Raw genomic sequence first — 17,269 nt, forward strand, 5'->3', positions numbered from 1 at the left:
ATTCGGATCGCGGAGGGCAGTTCAGGTCGAAGAAGTTCCTGCGTGCTCTGGAGTATCACGGACTACAAGGATCGATGGGCAGAATCGGGGCTGCCGGGGATAACGCGGCGATGGAGTCGTTCTTCTCCTTGCTGCAGAACAACGTCCTCGATACCGGGCCATGGCGGACGCGGCAACAGCTGCGGGCGCGGATCGTGTCCTGGATCGAAGGCACCTATCACCGTAGGAGGAAGCAGAAGAGCCTCGGCCGACTGACACCCGTCGTGTTCGAAGAAGTGCTGCAGAGCCAGGCTGTAGCTCTGGCGGCCTGAACCAGGAAACCAAGACTGTCACCTGAATTTGCATCAGCCCCCAGCGAACACGCGCCTCGCGGCTGTCGGGCGGTTCGGGCGACGCAAAGCACGCGACGAGCATCGCGCCGCCAGCGAACAAACACAGGTCATACGGCATCGCGTCCGCGATGCGTGGGAGGCCGAACCGCCACAAACTCCCAGCGCACTACACGAATGGGCTGTGCAGGTCGCAGAACGGCGAACAGAGACCGATCCCCGAGTGCGCGACGCCGACAAAGCTGTCGAAACCGCGCGCACCGGACGAGCCGCAACGGTTGAGCGTCACCGCAAAGAACGGCTGGCACTCTTGGCGAGCGAGTATGGGCCTGAGAACGCGCGCGCTCACCAGTACGGGATGCGCGCCCTCAACCCGAACCGAGAGGCCCGCGATGCCACAGTACGAGCCATCACCACACGTCAGGAGATTGAGATACTACGTGCGCTGCCCCTCGACCAGGCCGTGGCGCGTCTCGGTGCGCGACGAGTCGCCGCCGAAGAATCGAAGAGACGTGAGGTGGAGCGGACACGGCAATTCCGTGATCCGTTCGGCCGCGACCCCCACCTAGCCGATCCGCGACACAATGGCCCTGGCCGTAGCTTGTAGCAAAACGCGGAGTAGCTCCCGAGATTCTACGAGTCGCACGCTGTTCCTCGTCCTCGCTTAATGGTCGTGGACCATGGTGCGGGTGAAGGAAAAGATGGTGTGTTCGAGTGGTCGGCAGGTCACCAGTACAGCGCAACAAACCCGACTTCGAGCTGAACCGGTGACACCTCAGAGTCAGGTTGCTGACGAGGAACCGGAGAGTGGTTCTGGACGGGGGCGGGGAGTCGATCAATCCAGTCAGATCTGATTCTCAACAGCAGGTCCCGGTCGGCGTCCTCGCCCGCTACAGCCTGAGCGACGGGCTCAAAGGCACGACGCCGCTCCTCAATCGTCGTCGCGGAAGCCAGTGCCGGAATGGCGGTTGCGACAGCCTCATTGACCGCGGTGGAATCTGGGGTTGTCCCCGAGGCAGCTTGGAGCGCAACCGCGAAGTTATCAAGTTGAAATTGAGCGGTGGCCCTTGTCTCGGGAGTTTCGACCGATTGGGTGTTGCCAAGGTCAAGCTGTTGTAGTGGTAGCACTACCTGGTCACGAAGATCAGGTGCTAGAGATTCTAGAAGGTCCGCGATCTTGATCGGAGACCAAGGTGACGAAAGCACCGGTCCTTCTGCCCGGGCGTAAACGGTGAAGGTGGACCCCGAGAACAACGTCCGGCGGAGGTCGCGCCAGAAGGAGTCGGACTCAGCAAAGCCAACCAGTTCGAGTGGCCTTGCACCTCCTCGTACTTCGTTGCCGAGAAGCTCTGTTGCGATTACGACCCGCTCACCGGCAACCTCGATGACGCTGTGGCTTGTGGCTAGCCCCCGCATAGGGACGAGCCCAACGAGGAGTTCCCTGAGCACCTTTATCATCGGAGCGACCTCACGAACGTCCGCATCCGATATGCCAAACAGGTGCTCTCGACCGTTCATGAGATCAAGGATCGTAGTACCCATCGTGATGATCTTGAAGAACTGATCGGCTTCAATCTTGACGTCCATCTCCACGATGTCGCCACGATGGATCTCACTCAACGGGACGGCCAGCTTTGCCTTCTTCAATCTTGGGAGGGCGTTTTCAAGATCACGGTATGAGTGGATCGGCTTACGCGACCTACGCTTGATCCCCGAGATGTTGTGCAGGAGAACTCCGACGTCGCGTCGCCAGAGATCCCGGAACGTGCTTTGAATGACTGCACGCCGGACAACTTCGTTGGTAGAGGTCCGCGACGCCCCAAGGCGTGATTCCACGCTGGCACCGGCCTTCGCCGCACCTATGGTTCCCCCCAAACTATGGTCTTCCGTGCGTGAGAGCGTATCGGTGACCGCCTCCTTAATCTCACCTTGGAGGCCAGCAAGAAGGCTGACGACACTCACTTCGTCCAGATAGATGAACTCACGGTGGCGGTCGCGGGGTTCATTTCGCTTGCGATTCCAGATAGCCATCATTCTGCCTTCAGGTGGGTCTTGCGGTCTCGGTCAACCGCCTCAACGCCAATGAGGATGTCTTCCCAGGCGATGGATTTCCTATGGTCGAGAGTCGCAGCGAGACCGGCCTCGGTCCAGATAGCAGCGAGGTCGGCCGCTGTCCAGCCTTGCGTGAGTTGCGCGAGCGCTGACAGGTCTGGCCTCTCTCCGAAAAGCACCTTTCGACTCGATGCCGAGAGGATCTGAACTCGGTCTTCCGCAGACGGCAAGGAGAAGACGAGCTTGTGCCCCAACCGTCCAGGCCGCAAGAGCGCGTCATCGAGTGCTCCGGGAAGGTTTGTCGTCGCAATAATGAGCACTCGGTCGTATGCCACAAAGCCGTCGAGAAGAGACAGGAACTGCCCAACAAGCCGGTTGGTTGCCTCGTGATTCTGCTCACCCCGTTGTGTGTACAAGCTATCGATCTCATCAAAGAAAAGAATCGCGGGGCCGTTAGCTTGTGCATGCTCGAAGATCTCGCGGAGTCGCCGCTCAGTTTGGCCAACAAATTTGTCTACAATCACGGGCCCGCCGACGTTGTAGAAAGAAGCATCGAGCTGAGCGGCAAGACCCCGAGCAAGAAACGTTTTCCCTGTGCCGGAGGGGCCGCTGAAAAGCATGCCCTTGATGGGATTGACTCCTATTTTCCGCAATGGGTCGTCGGGCGAAAGAGCCACGGTCGCGAGATCGAGAGCACGGCGGACGAGCAATATGCTGCCGCCGAAATCCTCAAGGGACGTGGTGTTATCTTCCTTGCGGACAACAAGGGACTCCGGGTCGAAATCGTCGTCGCGGAGAAGGCTGAGGTCGTCGATGGGATCGTCTGCAATTACGGCGACTGGTTGGCCGTCTGGTCCAAGTCGGACCGTTTGCCCCTTCTCGAAGGGATCGTCGGCTCGCTGTCGGAAGTTATAGGTGGAGCCAGCTGACTTCACGACGATATCGGTGTTCCCAGCCCATACAACGGTTCCGGTGCGATCGCCAGCTGGCCATGATTCAGCAGCAAGCCGCTCGACTCGACCGTCGGCAAGCAGGAAGACGTCTCCGGGCTCTAGATCGGCTAAGCCCGGACCGTTGGCGCGGGCCGTGTTGCCGTTCCGCAACTCAAGTAAGACTGAGCCATCGACATTGGATAGGACCCGAAATAGCTGCCCTTCGACGATATCGGGCTCATCTTCCTCGAACTGACCTGGCAGCACAGTCGTCATCTGAAGTCTCTCGTGTGGACCGTCACGCTTGAGCCTCACAGCTCGGCAGCGCCCGGATCGGCAACGCGTCATCGGGAAGCGCAGAGGCCCCGATCACACGCCAGTCTTCGCCGAGTACGCCGTGGAAGCCGAACAAGCAAACGATAGAAACCCAGCGTTTGATTGAGTCAGCAACTTCAGCACGCAACTCTCCTTCGAATGGCGCGAAGTCCGCACCCTCTATCGTTCGCTGGTGATGGGCAGAGAGAGGAGGCGAGCTATTGATGGCCGCCCGCTCTGCCTCGTCCCACATTGCTCTCGATGATCGCGAGCTGACCTCTTTGCCGGAAACTTGGTCAAGATGGTGGTATCGGCCCGTGTCTGCGTAGTTCCTCAGCGTGCGAACCACCGCTGCCCAGACAGGGTCATTGTCGAGGGTGCAAATCCAACTGCGCAGCAACTGTTTCCGCTCCCAGTCGCCAGACTCGATTGCCTCGCGAAGCTCGGAACGTAGCCGCTCATCCATCTCGTCTAAGGCATGACCCCAGCCGTCACGTGTGAAGCCCATCTTCTTCGGCCAACCTTCACCTTTGGAGACGGCGGCGGTGCCAAGCGCGAGCTTCATCAGTCGTTCGACACCTATCGAGTAAGTCGCAAGGACAGCATCGAGGTCACGTTCGAGGGCTCCGTCTTGCCGCAGCAGTCGATCAGCGGATGCGAGCACGCTCCGCGCGGAGTTGACCTCGGGCAGTAACCCGTTGAGCCACTGTTGGCTTGTAAACCCTGACCCCTCGCGCATGACTCAAGGATATCGACAGCAGCAGCACTGGCCGGGGTGCCGTGGTGTCGAGCAGCGGCGGAGTAGACTCAGATCGCGCACACGTGCATGATCACAGGTGAGTGTGTTTGGGGTACCTCGGCTAGCCGAGATCAACGTGCTCGGCCAGGTACACGGCAGGCAGGACGATGGAGGAACCGAAGCGTCTCTCGGCCTTGCGGATCGCGGCCGACCCGTCCTCCCGCAGTCCCGTGATCGTCCAGGACTCGCCGTTGCGGACCCAGTCGCGGCCGTTGCCGGTGCGCAGGCACCAGTCGTTGCGCCGGGTGATGACCGTATCGCCGACATTCGGAGTGCACTTGTCCTCTCTGGAGCCTCGTCGAGGAACAGCACACCACCTCCGTTGCTTCATCGCCCTTCAGCGTTCGTGAAAGCACCCCGAACACGTAGCCAAAAACGAAGGAACCGGCCCCTGCGGACGAATCCCCGCAGGGGCCGGCCCCCTCTCAACCCACGCCTTCACCCCTCACTCCCACTCAGCCGTCTCCGGATCCACGCCGTGGCCTCGGGCGTTCTCGTCGATCAGCGCCTTGAGCCAGGCGCTCACGCCCGCGCCCTGCTTGTCGTAGTGCTCAGCGAAGCGCGGGTCGTCCACGTAGCTGCGAGCGATGAGCACGTGCTTCGAATGCGTGATGTCGAACCACCTGCCGATGGACGCGCGATGCGCCTCCGCCAGCCGGTTACCCTCCGCGGACCCGGGCTGCACACCAGCACGGTGAGCCTCACCCAACTCCGCCTCGAAGGCGTCGACCTCCTCCTTCACACGCTTCCAGTCCTCGGCGGACATCTGCTCCTTGACTCGCTCACCCTGCGCCCACTCGGGGGTGTCGGACCACTTCTCCTTGGCCTCTTCCTCCCACTTGGGGTCCCAGTCCGAGCCCAGGATCTCCGCCTGCTGCTCTGCCGTGAGCCTCTTGCCCATGTTCTCTGCCTCCATCATCTGCTCCACTGCGGAGACCATCTCCTGCAGGCGGGCGATGCGGTCGAGCAGCTGCGCATGCTGGCTCTCGAGGTGCGCCGCGACGTCCACCTCCGGGTCGTCGAGCACCTGCTGGATCTTCGCCAGCGGCATGCCGAGCTCTCGGTAGAGCAGCACGCGCTGGATCCGGGCCACATCCTCGGCGGTGTAGATCCTGTAGTCGGACCACGTCCGCGTCTCCGGGCTGACCAGCCCGATCTCGTCCCAGTGGTGCAGCGTTCTCACGCTCACCCCCACGAGCTCGGCGGTCCGCCCCACGGTGAGGCCGTCGTCAGCGTGTGTGCTCATCCATTCATCATCGCCCACGAGAAGAACTCTCCGGCCTCACGCCGCGTGAGGGTCAAGCATGGCGGTGCCGCATTTCCTCAGCACCCACCTCCACGCTCAGCGCCGCCGGCACCGCGCCGGGATGTTTGGCAAGGTCCACCCGCCGCACCCCGCACTCACCGCAGCGCACGTAGAGGACCCACCCCTCCGAGGTGGCATGCCGCGACTCCACCCGCCAGCCGTGCTCGTGTGCGCGGGCCGAGGCGGGCGCGGGGGAATCAGCATCGCCCGCGGTGGGCTCGGGCAGGGCGACCACGGCCTGGGACAGCGTGGGCGAGGCGACCTCGGGCGCGGCGCTTTCGGGCCGACCACCCTGTGCGGCAGTGGCCCTGCGAACTGCCTTTCCTTTTCTCCTCATACCCCTACGGTGCTGTAATGGTCTTATGCATCTCAACCCTTACGGCGAGTATGCCGTCGCCCTCGCCGGCTCCCTGACGAACAACTGGCCCGGGAACAGGGCCGGGATCGTCCAGCGCACACGCGACTTCGGCATGACGGTGGACTTCCCGGAGGAGCCCGGGGACGTGCAGGCGGTCCGCCGCGTCATCGACGACTGGCTCACCGTCGTGGACGCCCCGGACCCCCAGACCCGCGCCCTCCTCCTCAACGCCCACATGGCCGCAGCCACCGCCTACCCCCGCCTCACCGACCACCACGACGAGGGATGGCACCTCCACTACCGCGACGACGACGCCCGCTCGCTCCCCCACGTGCTCTCCGCCGTCATCAGCGTGGGCACCGCCCTGCACCTCACCACCCGCGGCATGCACCGCCTCCGCAGATGCGCCGCCGGCCAGCATCCCGGCGACCCCTGCACGGCAGTCGTCGTCGACCTCACCCGCAACGGACGGCAGCGGTATTGCTCTGTGCGCTGTGCCAACCGGGCGGCCGTCCGCCGGCACCGGGCACGCACGTCGATTCGCTCAGGCACCTCGCCCACCTCGGACGCCGCACGCACCGCAGACACCACACGCACCTCGGGCACCTCGCACACCTGAGCGATCCGACGTCACGCGGCAGCGGCGCTTGCTTCCCTGCCGCATCCCGCGCCACACACCTCCGCCCGAGGACGTCCGGACCAGCCAGGATCGCTCCGCACCCATCCAGGGCGCCGCTCTGCTAACGGGAGGATGCTCGCGGCCGCCGTGATCGCTCCTCACCCGTCCAGGACGGCGCCCCTTTTGCCCGGACCGCTCCCGCCTTCCTCCGCAACGACACGCTGGAGCGCGTCATCGCGGAGAAACAGCGCGGTGAAGCGGAGGCAGGGCCCGATCCCGGAGGTCGGGCGCGACCCCGGAGGGAGCACACTGCACCACCGCCGCGCAGCGCACCCGCGCGCTGTACAGATCACCCTCCCCGTTCAGCCCTCTTGTGGCCGCGCCGATACCGGGTCTACCGTCTTCTCACCTGGTTTAACAGCCATTCAGCCGGTCCGGGGTCGACAGACCTCGCACGGCTCCGACACGCAGGGAGGTGAGCACGATGGTCTATCGCTACCGGGATCAGGATCGGCTGCGTCGCAGCGCCACATCGCCCGGGGTGCACATGCCCGGCGCACAGGCACTCAGCGCACACGCACCCAACGCCCAGACGACCCGCACACAGCCACCCAGCCCACACGCCCCCGTCCCACAGGCACCCGGCGTCGAGGCACCGAGCACCACCCGCCCGGACGGCAGGAACCCAGAAGCCCCCGAATCCGCCGAGGCCCCCACCAGCGCAGACCGCATCCGCGACGCGGCGATCGACCTCTACGGCCAGCACGGCTTCGATCACGTCACGCTCAAGCAGATCGCCCACGCCGCCGGAGTCTCCACGCCCCTGGTGATCCACCACTTCGGCTCCAAGGCGGGGCTGCGCCAGGCCTGCGACCGCCACGTGGCGGACGAGGTCTACGCCATGAAGTCCCAGGCCGTCCACAAGGGCAGCCTGCCCCGCAGCTATGTGCTGGAGCTGATGCGCACCAGCCGCCATGTCGTCCTCTACCTTTTCCGTGCCTTCGCCGCCGGAGGCGAAGCGACGGACCTGCTCTTCGATCAGCTCGTGGAGGACTCGCTGAACTACACCGCGGAAGCGGAGAAGGTCGGCCTGGTTCACCCCAGTGCCGACCCACGCCGGCGCGCAGTCATCATGATGCTCCAGGCTTTCGGCCCCCTCATGCTGCATCGGCAGATGAAGCGCCACCTGGACCTCGACCCCATCGAGGGCCCGCCGGAGGATCTCGCCCCCTACATGGCAGGCGTGCTGGAGATCTACACCCAGCCCGTGCTCAACGCGGATGTCTACCAGAACCTCATGGATGCCGAGGCTCAGGAGCACTACGAGACCGCCCGGCAGAAGTCCGACCGGCCCGGCGAGGCTGCCAGCTCGCCCCACGGCCACACAACCAGTCCGCCTGGCCACACCGCCACCGGCCCGCCCGGCGCTCACCCGAGACCGACGCACGCCGGCAACACAACGCACCTCGGCACCACAGCACACCCCCACCGCACGTCCGATACCCCGGACTCACCCTCCGACCGTCATCCCCAGAAAGGAACGGAACCATGACCGGCACACACCCCGTCATCTCCGCAGAGGGCCTCGTGAAGAGCTTCGGCTCCGTCCGGGCGCTCGACCACCTCGATCTCAGCATCGCCCCCGGCGAGGTCCACGGCTTCCTCGGCCCCAACGGCGCCGGCAAATCCACGACCATGCGCGTCCTGCTCGGGCTGCTCCGCCCGGACTCCGGCACCGTCCGCATGTTCCGCCGCGATCCGTGGAAGGACGCGGTCGAGCTCCACCGCCGGCTCGCCTATGTGCCCGGCGACGTCGAGATCTGGCCCAACCTCACCGGCGGCGAGGTCATCGACATGTTCCTGCGCCTGCGCGGCAGCTACAGCGCCCGCCGCCGCAACGAGCTCGTCGAGCGCTTCGACCTCGACCCGCGCAAGAAGGCCCGCACCTACTCCAAGGGCAACCGGCAGAAGGTCGCGCTCATCGCCGCACTCGCCGCGGACGTGGACCTCCTGCTCCTCGACGAGCCCACCGCCGGCCTCGACCCGCTCATGGAGGTCGTCTTCCAGGACGTCATCCGCGAGGCGCGGGCAGACGGGAAGTCCGTGCTGCTCTCCAGCCACATCCTCGCCCAGGTCGAGGCGCTGTCCGACCGCATCTCGATCATCCGCGCAGGCGCCATCGTGGAGTCCGGCTCGCTGTCCGAGCTCCGCCACATGACCCGGACCACCGTCGAGGTCGAGACCGCCGCCCCCGCCGAGGCGCTCGCACAGCAGCCGGGGGTCCACAGCTTCCGCACGGAGGACGGCCGCAGCGTGTTCGAGGTCGACGGCGACCGCGTCCAGGAGGTCATGCTCCGCCTCGCGCCGCTGGGCATCCGCTCGCTCACCGCGCACCCGCCCACCCTCGAGCAGCTGCTCATGCGCCACTACGGCGAGGACCTGCCGCCGCAGGACGCACCCCGCAGCCCCCAGCGCGCATCCACCGCCGAGGCCGCCCCCGGACAGCCCCCCGCGCCCGCCGAGGCAGCGCCTGCGGAAGCCACAGCGGCTCCCGCCCGCACCTCGGGCACGGGCAGGCACTGAGGACCGGACTGCCGAGAGAGGAGTCATCATGACTGCGACATCGCACAGCAGCACCCTGACGGTGCCCCCGCAGGACACCCCCGCCGAGGCCGGCCCCGGCCGCACCGCACGCCCCGCGCGCACGGAGCGCAGCCGCCGCCAGTCGCCCCTGACCGGCACCGGCACCCTGCTGCGGTTCATGCTCCGCCGCGACCGCATCCGCACGAGCGTGTGGGTGCTGGGCGTGGGCCTCATGGGCTTCTACTTCGCGCATGCCATCCAGCTCATCGCCGAGGACCAGGAGGCCCTGAACAGCCTCGCCCCGCTCTATGCGGACCCCATCGGCCGCATGATGGTGGGACCCGGCTTTGGCATGGACGCTCCCACCCACGAGCGCTTCTTCGCTTCCGGCTATGCGCTCTTCGTCCACATCCTCATGGCGCTCATGACGGTCTTCACGGTGGTCCGCCACACCCGCGCGGAGGAGCAGACGGGCCGTGCGGAACTCGTCCGTGCCAACGTGCTGGGCCGCCACGCGACCCTCACCGCCGCACTGCTCCTCGTCACCGGTGCAGTGCTTCTGGCCGCCGCACTCGTCTGGGTCGGTGCGGTCACGGCCGGCTTCGACATGGAGGGCTCACTCCTCGTCGCCGCCACGAGCGCCTGCACCGGGCTCTTCTTCGCGGGTGCCGCAGCAACGGCCGTGCAGCTGAGCGAGTCCTCGCGGGGCGCCTCGGCGATGGCCGGCGGGCTGCTGGCGGCGGCATACCTCGTCCGCATGGGCGGGGACGCCCCCGAGGTGGGAGGCACCGCGCTCTCCTGGGCCTCACCGCTGGGCTGGGCTCAGCAGACCGCACCCTATGTGGACAATCTCTGGTGGCCGCTGCTGCCCCTGGCCGGCGGCGCGGTGGTCTTCACCGCGCTGGGCTACTGGCTGTCCACGCAGCGCGATGTGGGTGCGAGCCTCGTGCCCACCCGGCTGAGTCGCGCCGAGGCCCGCCCCGCGCTCGGCACCCCGCTCGGCATGGCCGCCCGCACTCTGCGCGGGGGCCTGCGCGGCTGGGGCATCGCGCTGGTGCTGACGGCACTGATGTTCGGCGCCTATGCGCAGTCGATGGTCGATGCCGCCGGCAGCCTCCCGCCGGAGATGGAGCAGATCTTCAGGGGCGGGGACCTCATGCTGGGCTACCTGGCGTTCATGGCACTGTTCATGGCGGTGTTCGCCGCCGCGGCCGGGGTGAGCGCGCTCCAGCAGCTGCGCGGGGAGGAGAACCGGGGGCGGGCGGAGTTCGGACTCTCGGCGCCCATGAGCCGGACCGCCTGGCTGGGCGCGCACCTCACCGTGCTCATCGCCGGTCTCGTGCTCATCCTCGCCCTCGTGGGTGCGGCGATGGGCCTGGGCGCCGGGCTCTCCCTCGAGGAGGACGGCTGGTCGCACTTCTGGGACCTCTTCTTCGCGGGTCTCCTCCAGGCTCCCGCGGTGCTCGCCACGGTGGGCATCGTCACGGCACTGTTCGGCTGGCTGCCGCGGATCGCCGGCGGCGTGGGCTGGGTGATCGTGGGCTTCGCGGGAGTCATGGCTACCTTCGGCTCCCTGCTGGACCTGCCCGAGGCCGTTCAGGACCTCGACCTGTTCGGCCATCTCGCGCAGTTCCCGGCGGCCGATGTCGACTGGGCACCCGTGCTGTGGCTGACGGGCATCGGCGTCGCCGGGGTGGTCCTCGGGCTGCTCGGCTGGCGCCGCCGCGAGGTGAACCGGGTGTGAGGGACGTGCGGGCGGGTGCGGGCGGGCCTGCCCGGACCTGCCTGCACATCACGCGCCGATCGCCGTCACGTGCCGACCGCCGTCACGAAAGCTCAGGACAGCGCCGCAACTGCGCGGCCGGTCTGAGGGATCCCGACACGCGGGAAGGGCGTGTCAGGATAGCTCGGGTTGGTCGCGCAGTTCCGCGACCACCCCGAGCTTTCGCAACGGCGGGTGAGGGGCGATACGAGAGGCGCGCGGCCCCGCTCAGACGCCCGCCACCTCCGCGAGCGTCACCCTGCGGATGGCGGGGCGGCTGAGCTGGAGGCCCGCCCGCACCACGAGCACGCCCACCGCCACGGAGGCGAGCAGCGTGAGGAAGGTGAGCGGCGACATCACCATCGCCATGCCCGCCAGAGGCAGCACGAGCACGAGGCCCAGTCCGGCGGCCAGGAGGGAGACCCAGATGACGGGCATCATGGTCGCCCGCACGGTCATCGCCGCCACCGTGCCCTCGTCCATCCCGGCCGCGTGGAGCTCGCGGAAGGTCGGCGCCCTGTCGTAGACGTCCGCGGTCTGGTTGAGCGCGGCCGAGATCGCGACGAAGAGGATCGCGATGCCGAGGGTGAGCAGGACGCCGGTGCGCATGTCGCCGGGCAGGTGGAGCTGGGCGACCGGCATATGGGGATCGTCGGGCACCGCGTTGACGATCGCCACGCCGGTGCCCGCGAACACCGCGATGAACGCCGTCATCGCGAGCCCGGACACCCGGCGCCAGTACTGCTTGGGGTCGTCCTGGACGGAACGGGCGGCGATGAGCCCGGCCGCCGTCCCCGCGCGCCTGCTGCCGATGTGTGCGATGAGCCGCACCAGCAGCACGCCCAGGATGTCGATGACGACGAGGCCCATGATGAGCATCGCGAGCAGCGAGACGACGATCATCGCCATCGTCTGCCCGCCCTTGGTGAGCGAGAGGAGCACGCCCACCACCAGCAGTGCCGCAGCGCCCGTGATGATCCGCCCCCAGGGGAACCTCCGCTCCAGGGCCCGCGTGCGCACGCCCAGCGGGGAGATGACGAGCTTCCGCAGGCCCACGAGCGCCGAGGCCTCGCTCACGACCACGAGGCCCAGCCCGGCGAGCGCGATGATCCACCAGGGCATGACCATGTTCGCGTAGCCGAGGCCGGAGCCCTGGAACGGGATCGCGCTCACGGGGACCAGGAGCAGGAAGTGGCCGGCCACGCCCGCGGCCGTGCCGATGAGCGCGCCCGCCACCGGCTGCGCGATCGCGAGGAGGGTGATGGTCGGGCTCGAGGCGCCCAGCAGGGAGAGGCTCGAGAGCCGTTCCGTGTCGCTGCGGGCGGCGAGGTTGGCCGTCGCCTGGCCCAGGGTCACGGCGGGGACCACGAGGAGCGCGGTCGCGATGCCCGCGAGGATCTTGTAGAAGCCGAGGACGCCGGACTCGTCGGCGGAGACGTCCCAGTGCATGAACGCCCAGAGGCCTCCGGCGACCGTGAGGAACAGGGCGGAGCACGCAGCGAAGGCCGCGATCATGAGCATGCCCTGCGCGGAGAACAGCGTCTTGGGCCTGAGGAGCACGGGCAGGAGGCGGGAGGCGGTGCTCATCGCGCACCCCCGGTGTGCGCGGGGCCGGCGGGCACCGTCGCCGAGTCTGCGACGATCCGGCCGTCGGCCAGCCGCACGGTGCGGCGGCAGGTCGCGGCGACCTTCTCGTCGTGGGTGACCATGATGAGGGTGCGGCCGCGGCCCACGGTGGTGTCGAGGAGGATGTGCAGCACCTCGGCGGAGGTGCGGGAATCGAGGGCGCCGGTGGGTTCGTCCGCGAAGATGACGGCGGGCTCGGTGATCTGCGCCCGCGCGATCGCCACGCGCTGCGCCTGACCGCCGGAGAGCTGGCCGATCCGCTTGCCCGCGTGCTCGGCGAGCCCCAGGCTGGACAGCCACTCCCGGGCGCGGGCGGTGGCCTGCGCGCGCGAGGCTCCCTTGAGCATCGCGGCGACGGCCACGTTCTCCTCCGCCGTGAGCTCGGGCAGGAGCAGGCCCTGCTGGAAGACGAAGCCGAAGGACTCGCGGCGCAGACGGGTGCGTTCGCCCGCGGAGAGCGAGGTCACCTCGGCGCCGGCAGAGGCACCGACCCCCAGCGTGACCGTCCCCGAATCCGGGAGGATCATGCCCGCGAGCACGTGGAGGAGCGTGGACTTGCCGGAGCCCGAGGGGCCCATGATCGCGACGGAATCGCCCTGCGGGACGATGAGGTCGACGCCGGCGAGCGCGTGCGTGGCTCCGTAGGACTTCACGAGGCCCGTCGCGGCGAGTGCGGGAGCGACCGCGTCTGCGCTCGCGGTGGCGCCGGCGGCCCCGTAGACCTGAGTGGGGACGGCGGCGGGGGACATGTGCGGCGCTGTGCCGGGTGCGGAGCGGGGATGCGTGTTCATGCCCTCCACTCAACCGCGGACCGGGGTGTGCGGGCATCGGCCTGGGGAATGGTCTCTGCGGTGTCCGTCGGCACAGCGTGGACGGCGGAGGCCCCGGGCGTCATACCGGAGAATGACGCCCGGGGCCTCATGCAGGGCCTCATGCACGACTTCATGCAGGGCCTCTTGCACGCCGAGGGACACTCCCATCGCGGCGAGACGGCACGCGCACCGTCGGTTCCACACGCTGCAGCGTGCTGGTCCGACGATTCAGTGCTGAGACCCGGAGGCAGCCTGCGAACGCGGAGATTAGGTGCTGTTCCGACGCTCCACGGCACACGCACCATCGGTTCCGCACGCCGGCTGTGCACCAGCCGCCGCGGGCAGCGAGCAAGCCTCAGCCCAGGGCCGCGAGGATGCCCGGCACGGAGAGCACGGCCACGTAGTAGCCCATGAACAGCACGCCCGCGTGCACCTTGACGACGCGGATGAGCATGCCGCCCACGAGGCCCACCGCCGTGACGACCACCAGGCCCATGAGCCCGCCCTCCCACAGGCTCACGACCACCACGAGTCCCACGAAGGCCGCGATGATCGCCTCGTGGCTCACCCGCGTGACCACGAACTTCGCGGCCGCATGGGCGTAGCGCATCGCGAAGGGGTAGGCGATGAGCGTGGCGCAGACCGCCGCGAGCAGGCCGTAGACGAGGAACTGCGGCGTGCTCATGAAGGTGGACACGTTGTTGATGATGCCCGCCTCCGGATCGGTCTCGAAGACCGGCGGCGCGTTGAACAGGGGTGCGGCGGGACCGGCTGCCACGGGGCTCAGCGGCAGGCCGAAGGCGATGAGCGGGATGAGGGTCTCGGCGATGTACGTCGACTCCGTCGTGCCGTTCTTCGCCGTGATGACGCTCGTGAGGCGCTGGTAGCCCTGCTTGATGCGCGCGCCCACGATCTCGCCCATGAGCACCGTGACGGCCACGGGCGAGAAGACGAAGGTGGCGCTCGAGACCACCGAGGTGGCCGCCGTCGCCGTGATCTGCGTCCGGTCGAGCACGCGCAGGGGGTTGGGGAACGTGCGGCCCACGGGCTTCGCACCGGAGTCCGAGGCCGGAGCCGTGTTGCCCGAGGCCGGGGCCGAACCGGAAGCATCAGCCCCGGCACTGGCCGACGGGGCCGCAGCGCCGGATCCGGCGCCCGCCCCTGCATCCGCCTCGGGCACGGCAGCCCCGCCCCCGCCCGCGGCGGGCCGGACATCGGGGGCGAGGAAGACCCGTGAGGGCTCGGACCTGCGCATCGCGGCGCGGTTCTGCGGCACGAGGACCATGACGAGGTCCACGATCATGGGGCCGATCGCGATGCCCAGGAAGTAGCTGATCGAGAGCGAGACGTCGAAGGATCCCGTCCAGGCCTGCAGGCCCAGGATGAACGCGACGAACGGCACGAGAGCCACGACGCCGCCCAGCTTGGCACGGGAGGAGTAGGCGATGCCGGCGGCCGCGACGAGGAAGATCCACGGGGCGAAGGAGGTGATGAGATCGCCGAAGGGCGAGAGGATCCAGGCGAACAGCACAGCAGCCGGAACCGCGATGAACGCGGAGATCACCGCGCCGGACACCGCCTTGCGCAGCGCGAGGTGGGGCAGGCCCAGGGCCCGCATCCGCGCCGCGTCCTCGAGGATGGGCACCGCGAGGGTGTCGCCGGGGATCCCCAGGAGCATCGTCGGGATCGCGTGCGTCATGTGCTTGGAGATCGCCGCAGCGAGGAAGAACGTGAAGACGCCGGCCGGCGGCACCCCGATGAGGATGACGACGAGGGTGAGCGGCGCGATCGTCGCCGTCTCGTCCGTCCCGGAGACCACGCCGATGAGCGTGAACACGATCGCCCCGATGACGCCCATCAGCACGGCGATGGGCAGGTCCATGAGCAGTGCTTCCATCAGCGCGCGCCCTCCTCGCCCGCGGTTGGGGCCGCGCCCTCCGCGAAGGGAGCATCCGCGCCCGAGGCGACAGCGGCCTCGGCGGCGGCCTCCGCCTCGCGGAACTCGCCCGTGAGCCCGGCGGCCTCGATCTCGGAGCGGGACAGCGCCGAGGCGTCCTCCAGCCTTCCGAGGCCCCGCCCCTCGGCTCCGAGCTCCCGGATGGTGGCGGCGAGCATCGCCGAGTCGTGTGCGTCATCGCTGACGACGCGAGCGGGCGAGGTGATCCGCGCCGTGATGACGCCGGCGACCACACAGCCTGCGATCCCGGTGATGAGGGACCAGACCTCCGCCATGTCCGGGGTGAGCCCGAGGGCGGCGAACAGCGCCTGCCCGCCGTAGAGGCCCGCCAGTCCGCAGACCACGCCGGTGATCACGCCGATCAGGAGGCGCCGCCCCCTGACGGTGTCCCCCCAGACGCTGAGGTACTGGCCGGCGGTGCCGTGGCCCTCCCCCGCATCTGCTGTCTTCTCAGGTGCACGCGACACTGTGCCCCCGCCTTTCTGTCGTGAGTGACGGACGTCCGCAGGCGGCGGACCTCCGTGTGGTGCCGGACCTCCGCGAGGCCGGCCGCTGCATGTCCCAGGGCGTCCGCGCACGGCGGACTCCCCCAAGTATCCGGGCCTCCGAGCCGAATCGGACAACCCTATGACGCGGATCTCACCGCAGTTCGGAGGAAGCCTTCCGCGCGGGACCGCTCTGGGCCTCCGCGGGCGCCCCCGCCTCAGTCGGCGGCGGCGCCGTTCCTCAGCGCGCGCTTGACGGAGGAGGCGCTCGGACGGCCCAGCGCGCGGTCGACCGCGTCCGAGGCCGCCGCCAGAGCGGGCAGGTCGATCCCGGTCTCCCAGCCCAGGCCGTGGAGCATCCACAGGAGGTCCTCGGTGGCGAGGTTCCCCGTGGCGCCCGGTGCGAAGGGGCAGCGTCCCAGGCCGCTCGCGGAGGCGTCGAACTCCCTGATGCCCAGCTCCAGGGCCGTGCGGACGTTCGCCAGCGCCTGGCCGTACGTGTCGTGGAGGTGCAGGGCCACTCGGTCCGGTGCCACCCCGGACTCCGCCAGCGCGTCCAGCACATCCTCGATCTGCCCGGCGTGGGCAACCCCGATGGTGTCCGAGACGACCACCTGCGCGCACCCCGCCTCCAGCAGCTGCTCGCAGGCGCGCACCACCTGCTCCCGTGCGACGGCGCCCTCCCAGGGATCGCCGAAGCACATCGACAGGTATCCGCGCACGCCCATGCCCTGCTCGGCCGCGGCCCGGGCGGTCTCGCGGGCGAGGTCGACGCTGCCCTGCATCGTCGTGCCCATGTTCGCCTGCGCGAAGGACTCGGTGGCGCTCGCGAAGACCCCGACGGACCGCGCGCCCGCCTCCAGCGCCCGATCCAGCCCCCTGAGATTGGGGACGAGGCTCAGCAGGCGCGTCCCGTCCCGGAAGCCGCCGGCCGAGGCGCTGGAGGTGCCGTACGAGGCCGCGAGGGCACCGGCCACTTCGGCCGCATCGGCCATCTGCGGCACGAGGCGCGGGTGCACGAAGGAGGCGACCTCCAGCGAGGTGACGCCGGCGGCCAGCAGCGCCGTGCAGAACTCGACCTTCAGCGCGGTGCTCAGCACGCCGGGCTCGGCCTGCAGGCCGTCACGCGGGCCCACCTCGTGGACCGTGACACGGTGCCCCGAGCGCCCCGCGGCGCCGGCCTCGGCTGCGGGGAGAGGGGAGGAGCCGGCATGAGCCGCACCCGCCTCGGCGGCGAGGCTCGCCCGGGCCCCGGCACCGTCGCGATGTGCAGGGACGCCGGGCGCTGTGCGCGCGTCGAGGGGACCGGTGAGGGCGAGGATCTCAGCCACGGC

The 17,269-nt window shown here is 68.5% G+C and carries 16 protein-coding genes; 5 read left to right on the forward strand and 11 right to left on the reverse strand.

Annotated features, from left to right (window positions below; genetic code table 11):
- Positions 1–311 (forward strand): integrase core domain-containing protein (locus K318_RS0112325; RefSeq protein WP_029089704.1); only part of this gene is annotated, 311 nt, incomplete at its 5' end.
- A gap of 744 nt (positions 312–1,055) precedes the next feature.
- Here the strand turns inward: K318_RS0112325 and K318_RS24775 are convergent.
- The 6 genes from K318_RS24775 to K318_RS0112350 all read right to left on the reverse strand — a co-directional run bounded on the left by K318_RS24775 (position 1,056) and on the right by K318_RS0112350 (position 6,070).
- On the reverse strand, positions 1,056–2,360 hold the full coding sequence (locus K318_RS24775; RefSeq protein WP_156913990.1) for a DUF6414 family protein: 1,305 nt from the start codon (positions 2,358–2,360) through the stop codon (positions 1,056–1,058).
- A complete protein-coding gene (locus K318_RS24390; RefSeq protein ID WP_169721468.1) occupies positions 2,360–3,589 on the reverse strand; it encodes an ATP-binding protein in 1,230 nt (409 codons plus the stop codon). Before K318_RS24390 ends, K318_RS24775 begins: the two co-directional genes overlap by 1 nt.
- A gap of 22 nt (positions 3,590–3,611) precedes the next feature.
- Positions 3,612–4,367 carry a hypothetical protein gene (locus K318_RS24780; protein WP_156913992.1) on the reverse strand — a complete coding sequence of 252 codons (756 nt, stop codon included), beginning with the start codon at positions 4,365–4,367 and terminating at the stop codon, positions 3,612–3,614.
- A gap of 121 nt (positions 4,368–4,488) precedes the next feature.
- The gene (locus K318_RS0112340; RefSeq protein ID WP_029089706.1) at positions 4,489–4,758 is read right to left on the reverse strand and encodes a hypothetical protein; all 270 of its coding nucleotides are present in this window, start codon (positions 4,756–4,758) and stop codon (positions 4,489–4,491) included.
- A 114-nt stretch (positions 4,759–4,872) separates the two neighbouring features.
- Complete coding sequence (locus K318_RS0112345; RefSeq protein ID WP_029089707.1) at positions 4,873–5,673, reverse strand: MerR family transcriptional regulator; 801 nt, start codon at positions 5,671–5,673, stop codon at positions 4,873–4,875.
- A gap of 52 nt (positions 5,674–5,725) precedes the next feature.
- Positions 5,726–6,070, reverse strand: a complete 345-nt coding sequence (locus K318_RS0112350) for a hypothetical protein (RefSeq protein WP_245579895.1) — start codon at positions 6,068–6,070, stop codon at positions 5,726–5,728.
- Positions 6,071–6,095: 25 nt separating this feature from the next.
- On the opposite strand from K318_RS0112350, the gene K318_RS21615 reads away from it, so the two are divergent.
- From K318_RS21615 to K318_RS21630, 4 genes are all read left to right on the forward strand, one after another.
- On the forward strand, positions 6,096–6,710 hold the full coding sequence (locus tag K318_RS21615; protein ID WP_035281884.1) for a CGNR zinc finger domain-containing protein: 615 nt from the start codon (positions 6,096–6,098) through the stop codon (positions 6,708–6,710).
- Positions 6,711–7,194: 484 nt separating this feature from the next.
- Complete coding sequence (locus K318_RS23845) at positions 7,195–8,262, forward strand: TetR/AcrR family transcriptional regulator (protein WP_051297961.1); 1,068 nt, start codon at positions 7,195–7,197, stop codon at positions 8,260–8,262.
- Positions 8,259–9,293 (forward strand): ABC transporter ATP-binding protein, encoded by a 1,035-nt coding sequence (locus tag K318_RS21625; protein WP_084500163.1) that lies wholly within the window; start codon positions 8,259–8,261, stop codon positions 9,291–9,293. The genes K318_RS23845 and K318_RS21625 overlap by 4 nt, the downstream gene beginning before the upstream one ends.
- A 28-nt stretch (positions 9,294–9,321) precedes the next feature.
- On the forward strand, positions 9,322–11,037 hold the full coding sequence (locus K318_RS21630; RefSeq protein WP_051297962.1) for an ABC transporter permease: 1,716 nt from the start codon (positions 9,322–9,324) through the stop codon (positions 11,035–11,037).
- 246 nt (positions 11,038–11,283) lie between these two features.
- Here the strand turns inward: K318_RS21630 and K318_RS21635 are convergent, their stop codons facing one another.
- The 5 genes from K318_RS21635 to K318_RS21650 form a co-directional block, all read right to left on the reverse strand.
- Complete coding sequence (locus K318_RS21635; protein ID WP_035281886.1) at positions 11,284–12,642, reverse strand: hypothetical protein; 1,359 nt, start codon at positions 12,640–12,642, stop codon at positions 11,284–11,286.
- Positions 12,639–13,472, reverse strand: a complete 834-nt coding sequence (locus tag K318_RS21640; protein WP_245579896.1) for an ABC transporter ATP-binding protein — start codon at positions 13,470–13,472, stop codon at positions 12,639–12,641. The genes K318_RS21635 and K318_RS21640 overlap by 4 nt, the downstream gene beginning before the upstream one ends.
- Before the next feature lie 376 nt (positions 13,473–13,848).
- Positions 13,849–15,390 (reverse strand): tripartite tricarboxylate transporter permease, encoded by a 1,542-nt coding sequence (locus K318_RS0112385; RefSeq protein ID WP_029089709.1) that lies wholly within the window; start codon positions 15,388–15,390, stop codon positions 13,849–13,851.
- Positions 15,390–15,917: a hypothetical protein gene (locus K318_RS21645; RefSeq protein ID WP_051297963.1), complete on the reverse strand. Its 528-nt coding sequence runs from the start codon at positions 15,915–15,917 to the stop codon at positions 15,390–15,392. The genes K318_RS0112385 and K318_RS21645 overlap by 1 nt, the downstream gene beginning before the upstream one ends.
- 236 nt (positions 15,918–16,153) lie before the next feature.
- Positions 16,154–17,266: a hydroxymethylglutaryl-CoA lyase gene (locus tag K318_RS21650; protein WP_245579897.1), complete on the reverse strand. Its 1,113-nt coding sequence runs from the start codon at positions 17,264–17,266 to the stop codon at positions 16,154–16,156.
- Between the last annotated feature and the right edge of the window lie 3 nt (positions 17,267–17,269).

It is taken from the genome of Brevibacterium album DSM 18261 (genome assembly GCF_000426445.1).
GTDB lineage: Bacteria > Actinomycetota > Actinomycetes > Actinomycetales > Brevibacteriaceae > Brevibacterium > Brevibacterium album.

Excerpts from the sequence above, each read along its gene's own strand:
- K318_RS24775 (WP_156913990.1), bottom strand. The coding sequence starts at position 2,360 with ATGGCTATCTGGAATCGCAAGCGAAATGAACCCCGCGACCGCCACCGT.
- K318_RS24390 (WP_169721468.1), bottom strand. The coding sequence starts at position 3,589 with ATGACGACTGTGCTGCCAGGTCAGTTCGAGGAAGATGAGCCCGATATC.
- K318_RS24780 (WP_156913992.1), bottom strand. The coding sequence starts at position 4,367 with ATGCGCGAGGGGTCAGGGTTTACAAGCCAACAGTGGCTCAACGGGTTA.
- K318_RS0112340 (WP_029089706.1), bottom strand. The coding sequence starts at position 4,758 with ATGAAGCAACGGAGGTGGTGTGCTGTTCCTCGACGAGGCTCCAGAGAG.
- K318_RS0112345 (WP_029089707.1), bottom strand. The coding sequence starts at position 5,673 with ATGAGCACACACGCTGACGACGGCCTCACCGTGGGGCGGACCGCCGAG.
- K318_RS0112350 (WP_245579895.1), bottom strand. The coding sequence starts at position 6,070 with ATGAGGAGAAAAGGAAAGGCAGTTCGCAGGGCCACTGCCGCACAGGGT.
- K318_RS21615 (WP_035281884.1), top strand. The coding sequence starts at position 6,096 with ATGCATCTCAACCCTTACGGCGAGTATGCCGTCGCCCTCGCCGGCTCC.
- K318_RS23845 (WP_051297961.1), top strand. The coding sequence starts at position 7,195 with ATGGTCTATCGCTACCGGGATCAGGATCGGCTGCGTCGCAGCGCCACA.
- K318_RS21625 (WP_084500163.1), top strand. The coding sequence starts at position 8,259 with ATGACCGGCACACACCCCGTCATCTCCGCAGAGGGCCTCGTGAAGAGC.
- K318_RS21630 (WP_051297962.1), top strand. The coding sequence starts at position 9,322 with ATGACTGCGACATCGCACAGCAGCACCCTGACGGTGCCCCCGCAGGAC.
- K318_RS21635 (WP_035281886.1), bottom strand. The coding sequence starts at position 12,642 with ATGAGCACCGCCTCCCGCCTCCTGCCCGTGCTCCTCAGGCCCAAGACG.
- K318_RS21640 (WP_245579896.1), bottom strand. The coding sequence starts at position 13,472 with ATGAACACGCATCCCCGCTCCGCACCCGGCACAGCGCCGCACATGTCC.
- K318_RS0112385 (WP_029089709.1), bottom strand. The coding sequence starts at position 15,390 with ATGGAAGCACTGCTCATGGACCTGCCCATCGCCGTGCTGATGGGCGTC.